We start from the raw sequence: 21,958 nt of genomic DNA, 5'->3' as shown, positions 1-21,958 counted from the left end.
GTGGAGGTGCTCACCGGCTCACCCCCACATTCCGCTGGGCCGGTAGCCGTAGGCCATCAGTTCCTCCAGGCAGGCTATGGGGGCGTGCGCGGTGACCCGCCCGTCGGGGGCCTCCGCGAACACCTCGCTGGACAGCACCCGTCCGTCGACGCCGTTCACCTCGCGCACGGAGGTGACCATGCGCTGGAGGCGGCCGCCGCTCTGGTATTCGTTGCGCCGCTGGATGAACACGACGAAGTTCACGGCGCCCGCGATCAGCATCTGGCTGGCCTCGATGGGCAGCCGTTCCGTCGCCTGCAGGGCGTAGGTGGAAATACGGTTGAAGACCTCGCTGGAGCTGTTGGCGTGGATCGTGGACAGCGAACCGTCGTTGCCCTGGGACATCGCGTTCAGCATGGTCACGATCTCGTCGCCGAGCACCTCACCGACGATGACGCGGGAGGGGTTCATGCGCAGCGACCGGCGCACCAGCTCCGCCATGGAAATGGTGCCCTGCCCCTCGGAGTTGGGCAGCCGCTCCTCGAACGCCACCACGTTGGGGTGGAGGTCGGGGAACGTGTCGAGCCCGAGCTCCAGCGCCCGCTCGACGGTGATGAGCCGCTCCTGCGGCGGGATCTCGTTGGCGAGGGCGCGCAGGAGGGTCGTCTTGCCGGCGTTGGTCGCGCCCGCGATCATGACGTTCTTGCGGGCGCGGACGGCGCAGGCGAGGAAGTGGCCGAGCTCGGGGGTCAGCGTCCCGTTGCCGACGAGGTCGGAGATGAACACCTTGCCCATGCGCGCACGCCGGATGGACAGCGCGGGCCGCCGCGTCACGTCCATGACGGCCGACAGACGCGAACCGTCCGGCAGCCGCAGGTCGAGCTGGGGGTTGGCGGAGTCGAAGGGCCGGGACGACAGACCGGAGTACGCGCCCAGCACCTGGATCAGCTCGATGAGCTCCTCGTCGGTCTCGGCGACGGCGTCACCGCGCACCTCGCGCCCGTCCGAGTAGCCGACGAACACCTGGTCGCAGCCGTTGATGTCGATGTTCTCGACCTCGGGGTCGTCCAGCAGCGGCTGGAGCCGCCCGACCCCGAACAAGGCGGCGTGCACGGCGGCCGCGTACTGCTCCTCGGTCTCGGCGTCCAGCGGCGTACGGCCCGCGTTGATCTCCGCGCGGGCGTACTCCTCCAGTATCTGGGCGATGACGGCACGGGCGTACTGCCGCTCGTCCTCGGTGGACATCGGCGTGACGCCGTTGACCTGGTCGAGGCGGCGCTGTTCGGCGATCCGGTCGCCGGCGTCCTGACGGAACCGCTTGACCAGCTGATGGTCGACAGCGGTCATCGCCCGGCCCCGTGCGCCTGGGGCGGCTGCTGAACCTGCGCCTGCGCCTGGGCCGCCCACGCGGCGCCGTACTGCTGGTACACGTCGGCCGTCACCTTGCGCGCCGAACGGATCAGCAGCGACTTGTCGAGCCGCCCGCGCCTGCGCCCGGCCAACTGCTCGGCACCGGCCGGGTCGTCGGCGAGGGTGCCGACCACCCGGGCACCGGTCTGCGCGTGTACGAGCATGTCGTTGACCTGGGAGGCGAGCTTGGCCGCGTTGCCCGTGTCGGCGACGAGGACGACGCCGATCACCGGGTTGCCGAGGGTCGCGGCACCGCGCGGCCCGCCGTGCAGCTTGCCCGCGAGCGCGGCGGCCCGGTCCCGTACCCGTGCGAGCGCCTCCGGCTCGGTGCGCGAGACGAGCAGGACGAGGGAGGCGTGCGGGAACAGCTCCACGGCCGGGGTGTCCCCGCTGATCCGCCCGCAGTCGGCGATGACGTCGGCGGGCGCGTGCGGGGAGTCGGCGAGCGAGGCGAAGGCGTGCCCGAGCGTCGGCCACAGCCCGGCGAGCCCGGCGGCCTGCTCGGCGATCCCGAGCCCGACGAGCACTTCCAGCCCGCCGCTCAACGGCTGGACATGGTCCCAGAGTTGGTCGGGCACGAGCCCGCGCCGCGCGGTCGCGGCGATGGACAGCATCCCGGTGTTCGGGTTCAGCGGCCCGCCGTGCGCGGCGGCGCTGCGGTACACGAGGTCACCGCCCGCCGGGTCGGTCTCGGCGAGCAGCACCCGCCGCGGCCAGACCGCCGCGAGGGCGACGGCCGCGGTGGTGACGCCGGGGGAACCCTTGTCGGCGGCGAGGGCGATGAGGGCCATGGGTCGGGTGCCGCCTTCTAGTTGCCAGGAACGAGGACGAGTGCCACCTCGCCGTTGGAGGCGGCCTGGGTGAGCGCCGCGGCGTCGGCGTTGTCGACGAGCAGCGTCACTGCCTTGTTGGTGCTGCTGACGATGTCACCGCTCTGCTCCGCCGGTACGGAGTTCACCCGCGCCTCGTCCACGATCAGGGTGTTGCCACCGCCGGTGGAGCCGGAGGAACCGCTGTCGGCGTCGGAGTCGGAGCGTGAGGTACCACCGACGCGGTAGGCGGCGACGGCGTCCCCGTTCTCCAGACCGGCCGGGTACTGCCCCTCCTTGAGGGAGAGCCCGACGAGGGCCTTGCCCGAGGGGACCTTGGCCTCCTCGCCGAACATCTCACCGACGGCGACGACACCGGCCGGGATCGTGCTGACGGCCTTCAACTTCTTGAGGGCGTCGAGCCTGTTGTACTCGACGTAGTGGATGCCCGGGTCCTCGGCGACCATGACCGACGTGGTGTTGGCATCGGTGACCTTCTGCCCGGCCGGGATCTCCTTGGTGATCTTGATGACCTCGATCCGCTCCCCGACCTGCAGCACGAGCATCGTGGCACCGAGCGCACCGACCAGGATCAGCAGCACCGCCAGCGCGGCCAGCGCCGGTTTGCGCTCGCGGGGCGGAGTGGGAAGCCGGTCACCGACCGCCGGCCCGGCCGGTGCGGCGGAACGGCCGGCGCCCGCCCCCGTACGCTCTTGGATCTTCACGCAACCGCTCCCCGTACACCCAAGACGATGTCTGCCAAGTTCCCTGAAATTCCGGATACTTCACCCACGTCCGCTCACGCACGGACATGCGCGACGGGTTGGACCCACCCGCCCGAACCGGGCGAATAGCCAACGCTGGGGGTGAGTGTCAAGCCATCGCACCGTATCAGCCACACATAAGCCCCTCAAGGCGGAGTCCGTCTCACGCACCCCACCGCGCACACCGTTACTGATCTGCAATTTCACTGTTGAACAACCCAGTTGAGACCGACCGACCACCTGTGCGGAAGCGAACCGCCGAGCCATCCCGCCGGCCACGGAGGACATACGGCTCATCACGCACCGCACATGAGCCCTGCACGATTCACTCACGGGGGAGCCGGACGGCCATGCCATGATCTTCGCCCGGACCGGTGCCGGGACGTACGGGACGACACCGCGCAAACACTTTGAGGAGAGCTTGACTTGAACCGCACCGCGTCAGCCCTGTCCCTGCTCACCGTGCTGTCGCTCACCGCGTGCGGCGGGGAGGATGAGTCGGACAAGGCGACGGGCGAACCCCGCCCCTCCGCCTCCCAGTCGAAGCGGCCCACCCCCGCCGAGAAGCTGGCCGAACTCATGGTCGCGCCCACCGACGTGAAGGGCTTCTCGGTGCAGGAGCACAGTGACAAGTTCGCCCTCGCCAAGTCGCCGGAGGACGTCACCCTCGACAAGCCGGCCTGCGCCCCCCTGGCGTACGCGATCAACCAGCTCCCGCTCGGCGAACCACAGGCCGACCTCACGCGCGTGCTGGCGGACGAGGCGAAGGGCCTGAACAGCGCACACACCTACATCACGCTCACCACCTACGCCTCCGGTGGGGCACAGTCCGCCCTGGCCGACGTGAAGAAGGCCGTGGCGGCCTGCGGCGACGGCTTCACGGCCAAGGGAAGCGGCGGCACCAGCGCGTACGACTCCGTCACGCCGGAGGACGTCACCCCGGCGGGCGACGAGACGCTCGGCTTCACGTCCACGATGACCTTCCGCGGCGCCCCGCACACCATGCACACCCAGGTCGTCCGCGCGGGCGAGGTCCTCGGCGTCTACTTCTCGGTCAACGGCGCTGCCATCGCCAACGCCAGACCGAGCGACGCGAAGCTGGCTCCTGCGGTGGTGAAGGCGCAGAACGGGAAGCTGGGCTGACGCACCGATGACCGCCACAGGAACGGGCTCGGGTTTCGGCTCCGATTCCTCCGAAGCACGCGTCAAGCGCGTCAGAGCTCTGCGGATCACCACGGGCACGGCTGCCGGAATCGTCTCACTGACGCTCGCTCTGGTGCTGACGCTGGCTCCCGAATCCCTCGGCCTGCCCTCATCGCCGGCCCTCTACGAAAAGGTCCGAGCTCAGGACCGCGCCACCGAAGGCGTGCTCGTCGCCTGGGCACTGCTCGCCGTGCCCGTCGGCGGCCTGCTGCAGACGCCGGTGGCGCGCCTGCGCGGGGCGCGCATCGCGGCGGGCTGGGCACTGCTGGCCAGCTACTGGCTGTACGTCCTGCTCGTGGCGGTCGCCGTTTGGCAGGTGCAAAGCCTCTTCCCACCGCCCGGCGGTCCGGGCAAGAGCGGTGGCCTGCTCGGCGCGTTGACCATGCTGGTGCTGGCCACTCCGGTCTGCGCGGCTTGCTCGGGAGCGGTGTTCCGTCCGGTGCCCGGAGAAGACAGTGACACTCCGGGCGGCCAGGTACGCAGCCATCTCGCCGCCGTGGCACTGCTTTCGTGGGTGTTCAACGGGGTCTTCATCGGCGCTTTGATCGGCAGGAACTTCAGCTTTCCCTGGGCCGGCTCCTTTGCGATGTTCTTCCCGGGCGGCATCCTGTGGGGTTTCCACGCGGGCGCCGCGCTGGGCATGCTGATCGGTGCCCGCCTCCAGCGCGCCCCCGAAGCCCGCGCCGAGACGACCCGCCTCGCGGCCTCACTCACCCGCACGGCGACCGCCCTCCTGCTCTGCTGCCTGTGCGTGGCCCAACTCGGCTGGTTTTTCCCGGCCTGGGCCGTGTCATTGGTCAGCCTTCCGGCGCTCGTCGCCCTGTTCACGCTGGCATCGCGAAACGAACGGCTCGGCCGATGGGTCGAATTGCGAACACTCGAGCTTCCCAAGGGAGGCTTCGACTGACACAGCCGACGCTTCGCGGGCCGAGGAAGCACTCCAGCCGCCCCGACTGGTGTGACGTACCGAGCCACCTACTTCGCGGGGACTACCGTCCCGGCGAAACCGTAGCCCGCACCGATACCGTCATTGTTCTTGACCGCACTTCTGTCCCACTGGAAGCCCACTGTGAAGCACCGCACTCTGCCCGTTGCCGCCGCGTTCGCCGCCGCCGCGACCTTGATGCTGACGGCCTGCGGAGGCGGGGACGACACGTCCGGTGACAGCGACAAGATCGCCGGCGCCGACCAGAGGGCGGAGAAGCCGACCAAGTCGGCGGAACCCTCGGGAGCACCGGCACAGGGCAAGCCGGACGGCGTGGACGTGTCCCTGCCCGCAGACATGAACCTGGTCTTCGACTGGGACATGCCGAAGGACGAGAACGAAGCTGCCGCCATGGACGACGCCGCGAACTACGTCCGCGCCATCTACCGGGGTGTCGACAAACGCACGACCGAGGACGCGGCCCTGACCGCCTACTCCACAGGCGACGGTCTGAAGTACGCGAGGACACAGATCGACGCCAGACTCGAAGGCGACTGGACGGCAACCGGCACTCGGCGCCACTACCAGGCCACCACCCGGTCCGCGTCGAGCGGCAACTCGGTGGAGGTCGCGTTCTGTGTGGACTCAAGCAAGTTCTACGGCAAAGAGGTCAAGACCGGAAAAGTTATGAAGACAGAGCCCAGGCTTGAGGACTTCGACCACTTCAAGATCATCATGGTCAAGCTCCCCACCGGAGAACCTCTGTGGCAGGCGTCAAAGGTGTACGTCGAGGCGAAGGCGGCGAAGTGCCAATGACCAGGTCACGACGTATGGTCCTCAGCACCGGCGCGATGTGATGCGAGAGCCACCGCGTGCTCCCGGTGCCGAAGAACAGGGCCGCCCCGGCCGTCGCCCGGTCACTTGCCGTCGTACTCACGATCCCATCTGCTCTGCCGCACGCCACCCCAGGTACCCATCACGACGGCCAGCGCGAAGAGGGACCCGAGAAACCCTCCGTACGAGCTACTGTCCGGGTCCCCGGTCGGGCTGGCGACGCCTTCGGGGTCGTACAGTACGCGTAGCCTGTCGCCCTTCGACACCCAGTTCTCACAGCCATCGCCCTCCGAGAGCGAGAGCGGGATCTCACGGCCGTCGACCATACGCAGGTCGCAACGGTTGGTCCCGGTGTCCTCCATGCGTACGACCACGGCGTCGGCCCACACGCCCCGGTCCGCCAGCGCGGCCTCGTCACCGGCGGTGCTGCCGAATATTCCCATGGCAATCCCGGCCAGCAGCGGAAAGAACAGCTGCCACGCCACCTTCCGCTGCTTGCGCGGTACCCGCCGCAGCATGAGCAACGGCACCAGCAGCGAGGTCAGCGGAAGCACCAGGATCGCGAGGGCCAGCCCCGTTCCCCGCAACAGACTCGGCAACGGCACGACCGGCCCGACCCAGGACAGCCCGAGCGAACCACCGGCACACACCAGACTGAACAGCAGCCAACGGATCGCATCCACCCGCCACCGGACGCCCGTACCGGCCCCGGATATGCCCTCTGCCACGTGGCACTCGCCCCCTCAGTCACACTTCTCGTGTCCGAGGGATCACCCTAACGAGCGCGGTATCGCCGCAACTGCCCGCAGCAGCCCAGGCACCGGTCCGAGGTCACGCTCCCCCCGCATCACGCGTCGGGAAGGTCCCTGTGTCGATCTCGACCCGCTCCCCGGTGGCCAGCGTGAAACTGACCGGCTCGCCGTACGGGACCTCGACGACCCGCCCGTATCCCGAGGCGTGCGGCTCCGACATCAAGGTGACCATCGTCTTGAAAGGGTCGGCGATCATGTAGAAGTCGATCCCGAAGCGACCGTACTTCCGGACGTTCCGAACGTAGTCCTTCTCGTCCTCCGGTTCCGACGGGACCTCGACCACCGCCAGCACGTCGAGGCACGAATAGCTGTTCTTCCGGCGCTCGGCATCGAAGTCGACGACCGTCAGATCCGGCGCCGCGTCGTTCTCCCCGGGGAACATGATGAGCACGTCACCGAAGACACGTTCCCGCGCGATGCCGGAGGCTTTGACCGCGTCCTTGACGTCGGAAACGGTCCAGTCCTGCTCCGGACTCTGTGGCGTCATGATCACCCTGCCGTCGAACACCTCGACCTTGTACCCCTCGGGGACGGCACCCCGCTCGATCAGCTCGCTCATCACTGACACGGCAGCTCACCTCCTACCGGCATTATGGCTGGCCGGGGCGGGACGGGGGCGGCTTCCGACCGGCCGGCCCGGCTACTCCTGCTCCTGGTCGGCGACTGAGTGGAACCGCTCCCCTGTTCGCTGACGTACCCGCCGTGCGCGTGCCCGCGCCATACTGACTTCAGCTCGTCGGGGTGAATCTTTGCGAAGCCTCTGATGGGTGTGGGTGGGCGGCTGTATCCGTGTGGTGTGAGATATGCGGATGGGGGCGGGCTGTCCCCTGCGGGACGTCGGCGCCGTGAATCAGTACGGATGCAGGCGGCCGAGTGGTTCGAGCAGGAGATCAAGCCGTCGGAGGTCGCACGGCGGCTGCGGGTGAGCGTGAAGTCGGCTTACCACTGGCACCAGTTGTGGCGGGATGGCGGTCGTGAAGCTCTTGCTTCCCGCGGCCCGAGCGGATCCCGTTGCCGGCTGTCCCCGCGCTGCCTGGAGAAACTGGCCGCGTACCTCGATGAGGGCCCGGCTGCCCACGGCTGGGTGGAGGACCAGGTGTGGACCGCCTCGAGGGTGGCCACGCTGATCGGCAGAAAGTTCCACGTCTCCTACAGCGTCTCCGGCGCCACGAGGCTGATGCACCGGCTCGGCTTCAGTCCGCAGGTGCCCGCACGCAGGGTTGCCGAGCGCGACGAGCAGGCCGTGACCGCGTGGAAGGAGGGGACCTGGGCGGAGGTAAAAGGGCCCGGGCGGCCTGCGGGGGCTACATCTGCTTCGAGGACGAAGCAGGGTTCACCCGGAAGCCGCCCCGGGGACGCACCTGGGGCCGGCGAGGGCGCACCCCGGTCGTGACCGTCAGCGGGCGCCGCTCGGGGCGTCTGTCGGTGGCCGGGCTGATCGCGATACGGCCGGGCTCGCGCACCCGGCTGTGCCACCGTCTGCGCACTCACCGAGCGGGCAGCAGCGCACGCCGCAGCATGGGCGAGCGGGACTTCATCGCGCTCGTCGACGGCGTCCACCAGCTCGTCAAGGCACCGATCGTGCTGGTCTGGGACCGGCTGAACACCCACGTCTCCCGCGCCATGCGCGAGCTGATCGACGAGCGTGAGTGGCTGACGGTGTTCCTGCTGCCCGCCTATTCGCCCGACCTCAACCCCGTCGAGTGGGTATGGGCTCACGTCAAGCGCAGCCTGGCCAACCTCGCCGTGGTCGCGCTCGACCGGCTCGAAGCCCTCGTCCGTAACCGGCTCAAGCGCCTTCAGTACCGGCCCGGCACCCTCGACGGCTTCATAGCCGGCACCGGCCTGATCCTCGACGAACCCACATCACCTTGACCAGCCGAAGTCAGTAACGAGCGGAAGCACTCACAGGAACAGCGACGGCTCCGGAGGCAGCACATCGAGACGTCCGGGCCCGTCGCTCGCCTGGGCATAATCAGGACACAGCTCATCGCAACAATGACATCGAACAACCGAAATGCCCCGATTCTCGGGATGGTTCGCTCTGGCGAAACCAGCAACCTCATGGCTAGCGTCTGTACTCCTGACTGAACCTTTGTCTCACGGGGAGCTCACTGTGAAGCGCCGCACTTTGCTCGTTGCCGCCTCGTTCGCCGCAACAGCAGCCCTGTTGCTGACGGCCTGCGGCAGCGGAGACGACGGCTCGAACAACAGCGACAAGATCGCCGGAGCCGACACCGGCAACGCCAGTCCCTCGACATCGCCCAGTACGTCCGAGAACACCCCGGACATCAAGCGTCCGAAGATGGTCTTCCCTTCGGACTTCACGATGGAGTTCGACCGCGCCGTGCCGTCCGACGCCAAGCAGGCAGCGGCACTCACCGACGCGGAGAACTTCGTGCGTGCCATCAACTACGGCATCGTTCGACAGGACGCGGAGGACGCGGGGTACAAGTTCTACTCCACACCCGGCGGCAGCGCCCAGGCGTATGCGAAGAAGCAGATTCAGCAGTACGTCGACGGCGGCTGGACCATCACCGGAGTCCAACGCTACACGCGGGCCAAGGTCGAGATGGCGGGCGACGGCAGCCGCGCATCGGTCTCCTTCTGCGACGACGACTCGAAGTTCTACGGCAAAGAGGTCAAGACCAAAAAGATCCTCAAAACCGAGCCGAGCGACAAGGACTACTACTTCTTCGACATCGTCATGACGGCGTCCCAGGAGGCAAAAGGCCTGTGGACCACTGACACCATCGAGGTCCAGAAGGAGGCCACGCAGTGCAAGGCGTAACCCACCGCAGCCTGTGCACAATCAACCTCGCAGCCACTCTGCTCCTGGCACCCGCGCACAGTGCGTTCGCCGGCGGCCCCGTCGACAAGGGCACGGAAACCGATGCCGGTCTCAAGGGCGACGACCTCTACGCCAGGGCCACGGCGATCTCGTACGACACCTCGAAGAACGGTTCCGGCCCCGCCGCCGGATCCGTGACGGTCGCGGGAGGTTCCTGGACGCCCCCGGCATGCTGGCTGGCACCCAAGTGGACTGCGAAGCAGTTCGCCAAGGAGACCGAGTCCGGTTACAAGCAGATCTCCGGTGTGAACCGTTCCGGGTTCGGTAGAGACTCGATTCCGTGAAAGGATCGAGTCATGGCACGTCCCTCCTCCTATCCCGTTGAGCTGCGCAAACGAGCGGTCCGTATGGTCGCCGAGGTCCGTGGTGACTATCCGAACGAGTCGGCCGCGCTGCGAGCGGTCGCCCAGAAGCTGGGCATCGGTTCGGCCGAGACCCTGCGGAACTGGGTCAGGCGCGACGAGGTCGATTCCGGGCAGCGGCCGGGGACGACCACGGAGGAGTCCGCTCAGATCAAGGCGATGAAGAAGGAGATCGCCGAGCTGAAGCGGGCGAACGACATCTTGAAGGCTGCGGCGTCTTTCTTCGCGGCCGAGCTCGACCGGCCACACACACGCTCGTAGCGTTCATCGACGAGTACCGGGCCCGCTTCGGCGGTGTCGAGCCGATCTGCCGTGTGCTCACCGAGCACGACTGCAAGATCGCCCCCTCCACCTATTACGTCCACCGCAAGCGACTTTGGGCCCCGTCTGCCCGCACTGTCCGCGACGCCGAGCTGAAGCCGCTCATCCAGCAGATCTTCGAGGCCGACTACCGTGTCTACGGGGCCAGGAAGATCTGGCGTGAGCTGCACCGCCAGGGCCACATCGTGGCCCGGTGCACGGTCGAACGCCTCATGCGCGAGCTCGGCATCACCGGTGCCGTCCGCGGGAAAAAGATCATCACCACGATCCCGGACGGCTCCGTCGAGCGGGCGCCTGACCTGTTGGACCGCAACTTCGTCGCGCCGGCCCCCAACCGGTGCTGGGTCGCGGACTTCACCCACATCAGCACGTGGTCGGGAGTGGTCTACGTCGCTTTCGTCGTGGACACCTTCTCCCGCAGGATCGTCGGCTGGTCTGCTGCCTTGTCGAAGGAGACCAGGCTCGTTCTGGACGCCCTGGACATGGCTCTGTGGCAACGCGACCGCGACGAACAGCCGCACCAGGCAGGTGAGTTGATACATCACTCCGATGCCGGGTCGCAATATACGAGTTTCCGGCTCGCCGAGCACCTGGACGCCGTCGGCATAGCGGCCTCGATCGGCTCGGTTGGCGACGCCTACGACAACGCCCTCATGGAGTCCACGATCGGCTTGTTCAAGACCGAACTGATCAAGCCCGGACGGCCCTGGCGAACCCTTTCCCAGGTCGAACTCGCCACCGCCGAGTGGATCGACTGGTACTGCCACCGCCGGCTTCATGGTGAAATCGGGCACATCCCACCCGCCGAATACGAGGCCAACTACTACCGCGAAACCCCGAAACCCCGAAACCCCAGGTCACAACCATAATCTGAAGTCTCTACCGAACCCGGAACGGTTCACTGACCAGCTGATCAGCCCCTCTCGAGTAGAGAGGGAACCTCACCCCGCGGCCACGCGTCAGAGTTGACCACCGTATCGTTTCGGCGTATGTGGTCAGGAGAGCAGCCGCCTGGGGGCGGGCAAAAACCGCAGCAGCCCTCGGCCGGGCAGCAGGCGAACCCGTACCAGCAGCCCCAGCCGTGGAACGCGCCGACGCAGCCGGCCGGCATGCCACAGGCCCCACCGATGGACGGCGGCCGGAACCGGACCAAGCTCATCGCCGTCATGGCAGCAGCAGTTGTCGTGGTCGCGGCGGCGGTGACCGGCTACGCCCTGCTCGGTGGCAGCAAGGACAACGAGGCGGGCCCGGGTCCCACCAAGCCCACTTCGCCGCAGGGAAGTTCCAGCAGCCCTCGGGACACAGACACCGAAACCGCCACGGTCGAGGGCTGGAAGGTCGTGGTGAACCCGAGTGCGGGTATCGCGTTCGACGTTCCGCCGCAGTGGGCACCCAAGTCCACCGACTGGGTCACGTACGCCTCCGAGAACGACGACCCGGAGGACAAGCCGCTGATCGCGATGCGCGCCCCCGCCTTCCTCCAGGAAGAGTGGTGCAGCTCGGACGACGACAGGAACGGCGATCTGGAGCACGCACCGCTGGCCGCGGCGGGCTCCAGGCGCAACAGCGACGCCCGGAGTACCGAGGAAATAGCCGCCGCCGACCCGAAAGCCTGGGTGTACGGGCGGTATGCCCAGCCCGACGAGGCAAAGGTGAAGTCGGCCACCGCGGAGCCGTTCACCACCACTTCCGGCATCGAAGGCACTCTGGGCACCGCCTGGTCCGAAGGCGTGGAAAATTCCAAGAAGTGCACAACGAAGGGCAAAGCGTTGACATTCGCCTTCAAGGACACCGAAGGCGGCCTGGTCTCCTGGTCGTTCTTCGGGGCCAAGGGCGTGACCGACGAGGTACCGGACGCGACCGTGCGGAAAATCGCCGCCACCGTACGGCTCCACGAGGGCCCATCAGGCTCGTGAACCCGTCCTTGAACCGTCCTGCCGAGGTCGGGCGCAACACGGGATAGCGCCCATGGACGCCATCCCGTTCGCGCGGTCAGAGCACGGGATCCGGCTCGGTCACCACTTCCTCACACCGCCTTCGCAGAAGGCGGTGTGAGATGAAGACCACGACAGCAGCGCAGGCGGAGCAGCTCCCCGCCCTGTGTTCCGTCGAAGCTTCCGGTAACTGTCGTTTCGGTCTGTTTGTTGGACAGTTCGCGTTGGTGAAACCGAGAACCCCACCGATATCGTCACTGCACTGGAAACGTTTCGTCTCACGGGGAGCCCACTGTGAAGCGTCGCACTTTGCCCGTTGCCGTCGCGTTCGCCGCCACCGCGACCTTGATGCTGACGGCCTGCGGAGGTGGGGACGACAAGTCCGGCGACAGCGACAAGATCGCCGGCGCCGACCAGGGAACGGAGAAGCCGAGCAAGTCGGCGGATCCCTCGGGAGCACCGGCACAGGACAAGCCGGACGGCGTGGACGTGTCCCTGCCCGCGGACATGAACCTGGTCTTCGACTGGGAAAAGCCGGAGGACGAGAACGAGGCGGCGGCCATAGAAGACGCGGCCAACTACGTCCGCGCCATCTACCGGGGCGTCGACAAGCGCACGACCGAGGACGCCGCCTTGGTCGCCTACTCCACGGGCGATGGCCTGAAGTACGCGAGGACGCAGATCGACGCCAGGCTCGAAGGTGACTGGACGGCAACCGGCACCCGGCGCCACTACCAGGCGACCACCCGGTCCGCGTCGAACGGCAACTCGGTGGAGGTCGCGTTCTGCGTGGACTCAAGCAAGTTCTACTCCAAAGAGGTCAAGACCGGAAAGGTCCTGAAGGGTACGCCCAGCATCACGGACTTCGACTACTTCAAAATCATCATGGTCAAGTACCCGACTGGTGAAGGTTTGTGGCAGGCGTCCAAGGTGTACGTCGAGGGGAAGGCTGCGAAGTGCCAGTGATCAGGTCACGGCGTACGGCCCTCAGCACCGGCGCGGCTGCCCTGACACTGGCCTTGGGCGTCGCCTTCGCGGAACCGGCCTACGCGGGAGAGCAGCCGAGTAACACCCAGGGCTCCAACACAGAACAGTCCGGCGGCAACGACGAAACCGGCATCTACGCCGCCGCCCGCATCCAGTACTCCGGCTCCGTCGCCAAGAACGGCGGCGCCGGCAATGTGACGTCCGCCGACGTCAACTGGACGCCACCGCCCTGCTGGTACGCCCCGTACCTCGGTGCCAAGGACTTCAAGAAAAAGATGTCCAAGGACATCGAAGGCCAGATGAACGCGCCCGGCATGGGCGGCCACGCGGGCGCGGCACTCAACGAGTTGCAGCGCCACTACGAGGACGACTACGGCTGGACCGACACCCCCGGCTACAAGGACTACAACGTCGAGAAGGACGGCGAGGGGATGTTCTGGGCCGGTGTCGAGAACCCCAACGAGCCCGACCTCCTCAAGCGGAGTTCCTGCACCGACCTCCCCTTCTGGGTCGACAACGGCGAGGCCCCGCCACCCCAGTACGAGGAGGCCATCACCCCGGAGATACTCGCCGCCCTCGCCTACCAGCACATGCAGCTGCCCGACACCGAGGTCAGTCTCAAGCCCGAGGGAACCACCAAGGTCAACCTGCCGACCTGGGCCTGGCTCGACAAGGCCGTCTTCGACGAGGTCCAGGCCACGGCGTCCATCGCCGTCCCCGGCTTCGCCCTCCAGGCCACGACGACCGCCAAGCCGGTCTCCCTCAAGCTGGAGCCGGGCACCGACGACGCCGAGACCTACCCCGCCTCGGGCGAGTGCACCATCAACGCCGACGGTTCCATCGGCGAGCCCTACGCCAAGGGCAAGGCCGACCGGACCCCGCCCTGCGGAATCACCTACCTCCGCTCCTCCGGCAACGGAACCTACAACCTTCAGGCCACCATCACGTGGGAGATCGCCTGGACCGGAACTGGCGGCGCCGGCGGTGACCTTCCTGACGGCACCTTCGGCAACGACCAGGACGTCACCGTCCAGGAAATCCAAGCCATCAACCGCTGAATATCATCCGGGCATTTCCAGTACAACCAAGGAGCGTAGTCGTGGGCTTCAAGGGCATGGACGAGGTCCAGGCTCCCAAACTCGGGGCTGCCGTCGATGTGATGGGCGGAACCCTCAGCATTCAGGGAGGATTGATCAGTGGCATTCTGGCCAAGTGGAATGCCACGGCCGAGGGAGTCTCGGACTTCCCCAAGAAAGCTCAATGGGCGAGCGACGAGGCGAAGGACATCCGGCGCCGCCTGGGCATCGCGCAGGACGACCCCGAGGCCGTCCTGACGTTCGCCGGGCTGGCCGGTGCGCTGGAGACCTGGCAGGAGTTCAAGGACGGCACACTCAAGGACATCAAGACCCCTCTGAAGCTCCTCAAGATCCCCACCGCGATCGAAGGCTCGCTCCGGCTGTACAAGATGTGGGCACAGGGGCAGAACATCGACGGGGCTCGTGCCGTTTATGAACTGAACAAGTACTTCGGATCGGAAGCTGCCCGCATCCGCGCCACTCGCGGGGAGTTGCTGAAGGAGCTTCTCCAGGCGCAACGACTGCGCAATCTGTACAAGGAACCCTGGCAGTGGCAGCAGGCGGTGCGTAACACCGCCATGCGCCTCAAGATCCCTTACGCCTCGAAACTTTTCCAGAAAGCGCCTGGGACGGGAGTGCTGGCCCGTAGGGTGCTCCTGCCTCTCAGTGTCCTGCACGGCGTGAAGCAGATGTTCATCCCTGACCACCAGGGGGCACAGGGCTGGGTGGACCGAGGCATGGGCGGCATCGAAGCAGCCGGCGCCGTTGCCGTGCTCGGTGGTGCCGGCATGGCCACCGCGCTCGGCGCGTCCGCGACGGTGGCGGCGGCGGTACCGGTCGTCGGCTGGGTCGCTCTCGGTGTGACCGGCGCCTACTTCCTGGGCAGTTGGGCCTGGGACAAATGGGGCGATGACATTACAGCCGGCGCCAAGGACGCATGGAAAGCCACTACTGAATGGGCAGGCGAGACCAAGGACAAAGCCGAGGAGATCGTCAACGGCGCCAAGAGCGCTGTCACGAACCTGGTCCCCAACACCATTCGTAAATACAAGTTCTGGTAACCGAGTATCGGATCAATAATCATGCACAGTCGTAAAATCGACATGGATCTCCAGGAATTTCGCACGATCCTGGGGGAAGCTTTGGCTGAGGGCGGAAGCCAGCACCTTCTGAGACTCACGGACGAGGAGATAGCGGTCCTCGACCCGGAGTCTCTCGACGAGTGCGTCGCTCCCACCCCGAGACTCACGGAGCTCTCCGCGCAGGAGCGGGAGTGGTCCTACGTCACCGCACTGCGCTCCCTCGTCTCACGAGAGGTGGTGGAGGTAGCCAACATCGATGAACTGGATGCCGTCCTACGGCAGGCCCAGGACGCGGCAGCCGAGGCCGCGGCGGACACTCCCTCCGGTGTCGGATTCGATCTGCGGATCACTCCCGAGGTGAGCCTCGCTCTGACTCTGCGACGCACGGCGTCCAGAGCGCTCGTGGTCGAGCAGCACACATCCGGCGGGGTCACCCACGCCGTCGTCTACATCCACTCGGCGGATCTCTACCTCGTGGAGCGAGTCACCGCGGGTGGCCTGCACATATTCACGCTCGCCGGCTCCGCGAAGGACGCCGCTCACGTGGTGCAGCTTCTCGTGGACCCCTTCGATGTGGCGGACAAGGACGGCCGGACCCAGCAGCTCACGCCACAGCAGATCGCCGACGACAACGTGGGACGCCTCCTCGGCGAGGCAATCGATTCCGCCCTCGTGGTCGGACAGATCGTCCTCCTCTCCGATGCGCCCGGCCCTCTGCTGACGACGTACGCGACGGACCGTGCACTCTGGACCGTGTTCGTCGAACAGCCGAACGCGCCCAAGGGCATCGAGGCCCGCCCGGTCGGCAAGTCCACTCTGAACAGGATGATCAGGCGCCTCATCACCCTTCCTGACGGCCCGGAGGAGAAGTGAACCGGGAGGCCGAGTGCCGAGAGGACCTGCGCAAGCTCAAGAAGTATGCGGACGAGCTCGATCGTGCCGTCGACAACGTGCAGCTCCTCTGTGGAGAGGACACCTGGAAAGGGCCGAAGAGCGAGCGTTTCCGCAGCGAGTTCGCCAAGCACAAGAAAGAGATCAAGAAAGCCCTGACCGATGCACGGGCCGCCATGGCCAGTGCGCTGAAGCGGGTGGAGCAGGAAGAAGCCGACAAGAAGAAGACGGCGAACGGGAGTTAGCCCGATGACAGCCAGGAACCAGGCCGCTTCCGGGGTCACCGCATCACCATCCGAGGCACGTCGTCTTGCCGCTGTGTCCCTGGACGCCGTCATCGCTCTCATGGGTGGTGGCGTCGCGGGAGCCGCAGTCGCCGTCGGCACGGCCGCAGGCTCCGGGGTGACGGAACTGCAACCGGCGTCTCCTGGGTTCTGGGGGCCCGTGGCTGGAGCGATCATCGCCCTGTCCTTCGCCAACCAGGTCCTGCTCACGCTGGCGACGAGAGCCAGTCTCGGAAAGTTGGTCGCGGGCCTACGGGTCGTCCGGTCATCCGACGGAGGCCGTGCCGGATTCGTCCGTCTCGTGGGGCGATGGCTCTTCGGCTTCTACTGGTTGATCGTCTTCGTTCCTCTCCATCTGGCAACGGACAGCAATGTGGAGCAACAAGACGCGGTGGGCATGCGTATCGTGCGCCGCGCAGTGCGTTCCTGAGTTACCGATGGACAGAAGAGACGGAGCTCTGTGATGCCTTTCACCTCCCTTCCGCGCGGCCGGCGCCGGGCCCTGATCGGCCTCGGCGTCGCCCTCGCGACCGTGTCCGCGTTCGGGATCTACCGAGCGGCCTCCGGCGACGCGGGCAGCCCCCCGGTCAACGTCACCTTCGTGCTCGGCGGCGGGTCCAAAGTGAAGAAAGCAGTCGGAGGCTCCCCTCAGGGCACGGGACTCGCGATTCAAGGCTCGTTCAGTGGGCTCGCGGCGGCGGCTGACGGCACGGTCTACCTGTTCACCCAGGAGGACCAGGGGATGGTGATGTGGAAGCGGGCGACCTCTGGCTCCACAACCAGGATCCCTCTCACCGGAGTCGACAATCAGACAGCTGAACAGACAGCGGTGGCATCCGACGGGTCCATCTACCTGGCTACCGGAGACAGCCTGTGGAAAACCGGTCCGGACGGTAAGACCACCAAATTGGTGGACACGAAGTGCGACAGCCCGCAGCCGTTCGTCAACGCGAGCATCGATGAATTCTGCACCGGTCAGGTCATGGGAGTGACAATCACCGCGGATGGGACCGTCTACTTCGGCGACCAGACAATACTGGGACAGCACGCCTCGTACGTCCACAGGATCAGTGGCGACATGGTAGAACTCGTCGCCGGACGGCCGCCCCAGGGCAATGAGTCGCTACTGCGCACGAACGCTGCCGTAAAGAATGGGATCGACCCACCTGCGGGCACCAAGGCCAAGGAGGTGCTGGTTCCCGACACCTGGAACTCCGGTTGGCTGGCATCCAGTGCTTCGGGCATCTACTGGCGGACAGGACCGGGAATCGTCCGGATCAATGCGGATGACACACTGACTCCTCTTGTGGGAGCCAGGGATCCGGACAGCATCAGCGAACTGAAGGGCCCCTTCGACAGTATTGGAAGTGCTCTTGATGCCGAGATCGGGAGGGGGTCCATCAGCAGCTCGCGCGGCGACCTCATAACCCTCCCCGATCGCTCTGAGATCTACTACACCGACGCCCACGAGACCCATTCCCCTCCGTTTTCCAGTGAGTACCGCTGGGCCGGCGAGAAAACCGCTACACAGAAAGACTTCATCGACAATCTACTGGGGGGAAAGATCATTTACCAGGTCAACGGCAAGAGCATCGCACCCGTCATCGCAGGGGTTCAAGCCATCGCCGCATCCGATAATTCTCTTTATATCGCGGCGGAATCCGAATCAGACAGCAGAACCACGGGCGTGCTGCAAGTGGAGCTCCCCGAGATGAGCTGACTCCGTTTGCATGAAGCGGACTGCCCGACAGCGGACCAGGAAAACGGAAGACGACCCCTGGCCGACAAGGACTGGGATTGCCTTAGCCCTTCTCCCCTTCCAACTTACTCATCTGTTCATCAACAAGCTCATCCGGAACCGCGATGAAAGAATTGTTGAACCGGTTGGAAGCCAAAAAAATACCCAGAGACGCGCCACTGGATATCATGACGTAACGCCTTTTCATACCCATTTGGTACTCAAACGAGAAATCCACGCCCTCGTCGCCGAACTTTGACTTGTTCAGCAACACTTGGTGCACCTTGTACGTTTCACCAGACAGGGTGACCTCGAACCCGCTCCCGCAGGACGAGACAGCCTTCTCCAGATCCTGCACGGCCTTTTCTGCCGCCGCCTTCGACTCAGCACTGAACAATATCAGTCGGTAACTCGCATTCGCGGCCTCGGAATCAATTGGAGTCCTCCAAATTTCCCGCTCCACCAACCGTTCGTCATAGGCCATGGCTTTGGGAGCCAGCACGTCGGCGATGGGCTGACATGATTCATCGCTCGTCCCAGCGGAACCGCCTTTCGATCCCGACGACACATCACTGATGGTGTACCCAGCCACGTCACCCTGAGACAGCGCCACCTTTGATAGTTGCGCGCCACTCAACGGCTGGGCGTCCTCTTCCCCTCCGGCCTCAGCGCCGCACGCCGTCACGCCAAACAGAACGGCAATAACTGTCCCGGCCAGTACCGTTCTCGTCCCGCTGAAAACCATCGTTCGCCCCACCTTCGTCATTGATCCTGTCCCGGATAGTCCCGCCCATCCCGGCCTGTTGAGAATTCCGGCCACACAGCGTTGACCACAGCCGGATCCTGCAGCCAGTCGCTGTACGCCGTACGCTGCGCGTTAGTCATCTTGGAAACATCGAGGACCTGGCCGTCCTTGTCCAGGAAATTGCCCGCACTCTTTGCATACGCCCGGGGATCGCCCGTGTAGACCGCGGTCCTCGTCTCGCCGTTCTCGCCATGGGTGACAACAGTGACGTTTTCGATCCTCCCGTACTCCCAGGCAGCCGAGGCGTTGGTCTGGTAGTCGTTCTGCCAGGAGAAGTCGGCGGTAGCCTTTTTGACGCCCTCGAACTGTTCCTTGAGTCCCTTGGGAGCATCGTTCGCGTCTACCTTGATGAGGTCTTTGATCCACCCGGTGAAGACGTCCTGACCCAACCCATAGGCGACCCCGACCGCCGCCCCCTTGACTCCGGCGAGGCCGGCACCTCCCGCGGCACCCGCAGCCACGGAGGCGGCGGTGTCGATGACCGTCGCACGCGCGTTGTTGGTGTCTTCGACCCACTTGTCGATGCTCGTCTCGAGTTCCGTCGAGGCCACCTTCATTGTCGTCTGGTAGAAATCCTGCATCATGCCCCGTTGCATCGACGCGTAGCTGCCCGCGTATTCACCGCTCTCACGTGTCGCGTACGATTGGTCGATCGCCTTTTCGTTGTAAGCCTGGAAGAGCGCGCTCAGAGTTCCGGCCGCCTGCGGGTCGCGTGCAGATTCCTCCATGAGGGCACGCCACAGCTTCTCGTTCGCTTCCAGGCCAGGACGGCCACTGTCCTGGCCCTGGAGGAAGTCATTGAGATTCCACTTGCTGGCGCTCCCGAATTTTTCCTCACCCTTGGCCAGGACTCCACTTCCCCACAACGAATTACTTACCGAGGACGTCACGCCATATTCAAGATCTTTCCAATAAGCCGTGATGATGCTCGCATAGAGAGCCTGAGTACCACCGATGGGATGGAGTGACTTCGTGTCGGATCCCGTCCGGTGCTGGTAATTGTCGAACAGGATACGCGCTGTGTTCTTCTCAGCCAGCGAGGGGTTCTCCTGCTTCAACTCCACCGTTGCAGCATTAAGCAGCCCAAAGAAAGCCTTGCCTCGGCCCTTTGGCTCGTCGACCTTCCAGGGGCCTGTCGGGTAGAGAGCCTTCAAAGCAAATTCATTGTTGTGATCGAACCATTCCCCCGCCGCCTCGGGGTTATCGCCAATGGCAGAGAAAAGTTGCTGGTAGTTATCCTTTCCCCACTCACCCTCACCAAGACCACCGTTCCCGAAGAAGCGGGTCTCACTGGTTTTAGTGTCTTTCTTGAACACTCGATCTCCGAACGCTACTAGAAAATCTTTGTCGTGGTTTCCTCCTGCAAGGAAGGGGGTGAGGCGATCCGGACGAAACCCGTCGTACTCGTCCACCGCGGAGTCATCGAACCACTTGTTCCACAGCCGCTGCTTCTCTTTGGTAGTTTTCCCTTCAAAAGCCACTTTAGTGAAAGATCCAAATGTCTCAGCGATTACCAGTCGATCCTTTTCACGCTGCTCCGGATGATCCTTGTACTGATCATTGAACCGGTCCCCCATGTCGTTCGAAAGCCATAGCAGGCGCCTTGGGCCGAGAGATTCATAGAATGCTTTCAGATAGTCAGCATCTGCCTTGTTGGCCCTCAGATCGGCAAACAACTCCGGCGTGATCGGGTCTCCGTCGTCCAGTTTCTTCTGGAATTCCCCAGCCAACTTCTTTCCGTTGGCTCGCGACTGTGCAGTCTGACCCACCTTGCTCTCGTCGATCTGCACCATGTTCTTATAGCCGTACTTCTTGGTCTCGGCCAGTGCAAGATGCCAACGGCGCCGCAGCAAGGGCAGCTGGTTCTCCGCCCATCCGGCGATCGCAAGGAGTTCTGTGAGCGGCGCGGCATCGATTCCGTAACGTTCGAAGCTGGATTTGATCCACATGGCACTGGACCTCAATCGCTCCTGATCCTTCTGAAGCGAGTTGATCGTCCCCTCCAGCTTGTCCGGATCAATGCCTGAGAATCCGCTACCCATAGGAGTGCGCCCCGTTTCGTCAGTCCGTTTACCCTTGCCCTACCAAGAAGGCGTCGCTAGCGCAAGTCCATTTGCATCATCTTCGCTTCAGCATGAGTAACTTTTTCAGGGCACGAGTCGATCTTCTTCTGTACAGCCGGAATGAGTTTCTCAATCTCGCGGATCATGCGCCCGCGGTTCCCTTCGATCTCGTCATGCCACCGGTTCGCCGTTTTGCCGACCCAGGAGACCTTTTCGTCTCCCACGTCTTCAGCGGCCGGTTTAAGGAGATTTCTGAGATCTTTCACCTCATCTTGTAGATTGCGCTTCAACACCTCGAGTCGCGCTCGATACGGGTTGTCAACTTTCGGCTGCTCGGCTGCTTCCCCCACGAGCCCTCCGGAGGTGATTCAGGTTGATGCTGGAAACATTTGAAGGTGTCCTATGCCACTGACTATGGAGCACATCTCGCGACTAACGCAAGGAGATACGTCCCGAGACACAGCGGATGGCGAGATTCGGCTATTTGCGATAGTGTCGGGCGCGGCGAGCGAAGGGTTCGTCCGGTTTCGACACACGGGGAGGCAGCTCAATGACAATCAAGGGCGCAGACACCACTCGGCTTCGCGGTCTTTCCAAGACGTTCAAGGCCCAGCACACCAACCTCGATGAACTGATTCGAGCCATCTCGAAGGGCACGCTCGAAAGCGAGGACTTCTGGAAGGGCCCGCGAGCCAACCGATTCCGTGACGAGTGGGACAAGCTGAAGCCTTCCCTGACGAACTTCCTGAAGTCTCTGGAGAACGCCCAGAAGGAAACGAGCGACGCCGCCGACGCGAACGATCGCATCAACGACTAGTCCGCCGACAA

The 21,958-nt window shown here is 65.0% G+C and carries 25 protein-coding genes; 17 read left to right on the top strand and 8 right to left on the bottom strand.

What is annotated here, in order from left to right; translation table 11 throughout:
* Positions 1-18: 18 nt before the first annotated feature.
* Genes ACIA6T_RS00355 through ACIA6T_RS00345 form a run of 3 tightly spaced genes read right to left on the bottom strand, consistent with a single transcriptional unit; the run spans position 19 to position 2,923 of the window.
* Positions 19-1,326 carry a CpaF family protein gene (locus ACIA6T_RS00355; protein ID WP_399444354.1) on the bottom strand — a complete coding sequence of 436 codons (1,308 nt, stop codon included), beginning with the start codon at positions 1,324-1,326 and terminating at the stop codon, positions 19-21.
* Complete coding sequence (locus ACIA6T_RS00350) at positions 1,323-2,180, bottom strand: hypothetical protein (RefSeq protein ID WP_383613593.1); 858 nt, start codon at positions 2,178-2,180, stop codon at positions 1,323-1,325. Before ACIA6T_RS00350 ends, ACIA6T_RS00355 begins: the two co-directional genes overlap by 4 nt.
* 17 nt (positions 2,181-2,197) lie before the next feature.
* Positions 2,198-2,923 carry a hypothetical protein gene (locus tag ACIA6T_RS00345; RefSeq protein ID WP_399444353.1) on the bottom strand — a complete coding sequence of 242 codons (726 nt, stop codon included), beginning with the start codon at positions 2,921-2,923 and terminating at the stop codon, positions 2,198-2,200.
* Between the two features lie 465 nt (positions 2,924-3,388).
* On the opposite strand from ACIA6T_RS00345, the gene ACIA6T_RS00340 reads away from it, so the two are divergent.
* The 3 genes from ACIA6T_RS00340 (at position 3,389) to ACIA6T_RS00330 (ending at position 5,906) form a co-directional block, all read left to right on the top strand.
* Entirely contained in the window at positions 3,389-4,105 is a 717-nt protein-coding gene (locus tag ACIA6T_RS00340; protein ID WP_399444351.1) for a hypothetical protein, read from the top strand.
* 7 nt (positions 4,106-4,112) lie between these two features.
* A complete protein-coding gene (locus ACIA6T_RS00335; RefSeq protein WP_399444350.1) occupies positions 4,113-5,072 on the top strand; it encodes a hypothetical protein in 960 nt (319 codons plus the stop codon).
* A 162-nt stretch (positions 5,073-5,234) separates the two neighbouring features.
* Positions 5,235-5,906: a hypothetical protein gene (locus tag ACIA6T_RS00330; RefSeq protein WP_399444797.1), complete on the top strand. Its 672-nt coding sequence runs from the start codon at positions 5,235-5,237 to the stop codon at positions 5,904-5,906.
* A 101-nt stretch (positions 5,907-6,007) separates the two neighbouring features.
* On the opposite strand, the gene ACIA6T_RS00325 is transcribed toward ACIA6T_RS00330, so the two are convergent.
* Together ACIA6T_RS00325 and ACIA6T_RS00320 are read right to left on the bottom strand one after the other, a co-directional pair.
* A complete protein-coding gene (locus ACIA6T_RS00325) occupies positions 6,008-6,607 on the bottom strand; it encodes a hypothetical protein (protein ID WP_399444349.1) in 600 nt (199 codons plus the stop codon).
* Positions 6,608-6,755: 148 nt separating this feature from the next.
* Complete coding sequence (locus ACIA6T_RS00320) at positions 6,756-7,295, bottom strand: Uma2 family endonuclease (RefSeq protein WP_399444348.1); 540 nt, start codon at positions 7,293-7,295, stop codon at positions 6,756-6,758.
* A gap of 237 nt (positions 7,296-7,532) precedes the next feature.
* Between ACIA6T_RS00320 and ACIA6T_RS00315 the strand changes: the two genes are divergently transcribed.
* From ACIA6T_RS00315 to ACIA6T_RS00255, 13 genes are all read left to right on the top strand, one after another.
* A complete protein-coding gene (locus tag ACIA6T_RS00315; RefSeq protein WP_399444347.1) occupies positions 7,533-8,129 on the top strand; it encodes a transposase in 597 nt (198 codons plus the stop codon).
* Positions 8,045-8,611, top strand: coding sequence for a transposase (locus ACIA6T_RS00310; RefSeq protein ID WP_399444796.1), 567 nt, complete (start codon positions 8,045-8,047; stop codon positions 8,609-8,611). Before ACIA6T_RS00315 ends, ACIA6T_RS00310 begins: the two co-directional genes overlap by 85 nt.
* Positions 8,612-8,852: 241 nt before the next feature.
* Entirely contained in the window at positions 8,853-9,527 is a 675-nt protein-coding gene (locus ACIA6T_RS00305) for a hypothetical protein (RefSeq protein ID WP_399444346.1), read from the top strand.
* Entirely contained in the window at positions 9,515-9,871 is a 357-nt protein-coding gene (locus tag ACIA6T_RS00300) for a hypothetical protein (protein ID WP_399444344.1), read from the top strand. The genes ACIA6T_RS00305 and ACIA6T_RS00300 overlap by 13 nt, the downstream gene beginning before the upstream one ends.
* A gap of 12 nt (positions 9,872-9,883) precedes the next feature.
* Positions 9,884-11,139, top strand: a protein-coding gene (locus ACIA6T_RS00295) for an IS3 family transposase (RefSeq protein WP_399444343.1) whose coding sequence is annotated in 2 segments (ribosomal slippage) — positions 9,884-10,166 and positions 10,166-11,139 — 1,257 coding nt in all. Because the reading frame shifts where the segments join, the coding sequence is not laid out codon by codon here.
* A gap of 120 nt (positions 11,140-11,259) precedes the next feature.
* Entirely contained in the window at positions 11,260-12,186 is a 927-nt protein-coding gene (locus ACIA6T_RS00290; protein WP_399444342.1) for a hypothetical protein, read from the top strand.
* A gap of 312 nt (positions 12,187-12,498) precedes the next feature.
* Entirely contained in the window at positions 12,499-13,170 is a 672-nt protein-coding gene (locus ACIA6T_RS00285; protein ID WP_399444341.1) for a hypothetical protein, read from the top strand.
* Positions 13,167-14,249 (top strand): hypothetical protein, encoded by a 1,083-nt coding sequence (locus ACIA6T_RS00280; RefSeq protein WP_399444795.1) that lies wholly within the window; start codon positions 13,167-13,169, stop codon positions 14,247-14,249. The genes ACIA6T_RS00285 and ACIA6T_RS00280 overlap by 4 nt, the downstream gene beginning before the upstream one ends.
* 41 nt (positions 14,250-14,290) lie before the next feature.
* Positions 14,291-15,328 (top strand): hypothetical protein, encoded by a 1,038-nt coding sequence (locus ACIA6T_RS00275; RefSeq protein WP_399444340.1) that lies wholly within the window; start codon positions 14,291-14,293, stop codon positions 15,326-15,328.
* Positions 15,329-15,370: 42 nt separating this feature from the next.
* Positions 15,371-16,222: a hypothetical protein gene (locus tag ACIA6T_RS00270; RefSeq protein WP_399444339.1), complete on the top strand. Its 852-nt coding sequence runs from the start codon at positions 15,371-15,373 to the stop codon at positions 16,220-16,222.
* A complete protein-coding gene (locus ACIA6T_RS00265; protein ID WP_399444338.1) occupies positions 16,219-16,485 on the top strand; it encodes a hypothetical protein in 267 nt (88 codons plus the stop codon). The genes ACIA6T_RS00270 and ACIA6T_RS00265 overlap by 4 nt, the downstream gene beginning before the upstream one ends.
* 4 nt (positions 16,486-16,489) lie before the next feature.
* Positions 16,490-16,954: an RDD family protein gene (locus ACIA6T_RS00260; protein WP_399444337.1), complete on the top strand. Its 465-nt coding sequence runs from the start codon at positions 16,490-16,492 to the stop codon at positions 16,952-16,954.
* A 33-nt stretch (positions 16,955-16,987) separates the two neighbouring features.
* A complete protein-coding gene (locus tag ACIA6T_RS00255) occupies positions 16,988-18,244 on the top strand; it encodes a hypothetical protein (protein ID WP_399444336.1) in 1,257 nt (418 codons plus the stop codon).
* An 82-nt stretch (positions 18,245-18,326) separates the two neighbouring features.
* On the opposite strand, the gene ACIA6T_RS00250 is transcribed toward ACIA6T_RS00255, so the two are convergent.
* Genes ACIA6T_RS00250 through ACIA6T_RS00240 form a run of 3 tightly spaced genes read right to left on the bottom strand, consistent with a single transcriptional unit; the run spans position 18,327 to position 21,480 of the window.
* A complete protein-coding gene (locus ACIA6T_RS00250; RefSeq protein ID WP_399444335.1) occupies positions 18,327-19,028 on the bottom strand; it encodes a hypothetical protein in 702 nt (233 codons plus the stop codon).
* On the bottom strand, positions 19,025-21,109 hold the full coding sequence (locus ACIA6T_RS00245; protein ID WP_399444334.1) for a hypothetical protein: 2,085 nt from the start codon (positions 21,107-21,109) through the stop codon (positions 19,025-19,027). The genes ACIA6T_RS00250 and ACIA6T_RS00245 overlap by 4 nt, the downstream gene beginning before the upstream one ends.
* 56 nt (positions 21,110-21,165) lie before the next feature.
* Positions 21,166-21,480, bottom strand: coding sequence for a hypothetical protein (locus ACIA6T_RS00240; protein ID WP_399444333.1), 315 nt, complete (start codon positions 21,478-21,480; stop codon positions 21,166-21,168).
* 200 nt (positions 21,481-21,680) lie between these two features.
* Here ACIA6T_RS00240 and ACIA6T_RS00235 point away from each other — a divergent pair, with 200 nt between their 5' ends.
* Positions 21,681-21,947, top strand: a complete 267-nt coding sequence (locus ACIA6T_RS00235) for a WXG100 family type VII secretion target (RefSeq protein ID WP_004927673.1) — start codon at positions 21,681-21,683, stop codon at positions 21,945-21,947.
* Positions 21,948-21,958 lie beyond the last annotated feature (11 nt).

This window comes from Streptomyces sp. NPDC051740 (genome assembly GCF_044453165.1).
Taxonomy (GTDB): domain Bacteria; phylum Actinomycetota; class Actinomycetes; order Streptomycetales; family Streptomycetaceae; genus Streptomyces; species Streptomyces atrovirens.
Note: the sequence above shows the minus strand (reverse complement) of the source record. Positions and strands in the feature narration are given on the sequence as shown.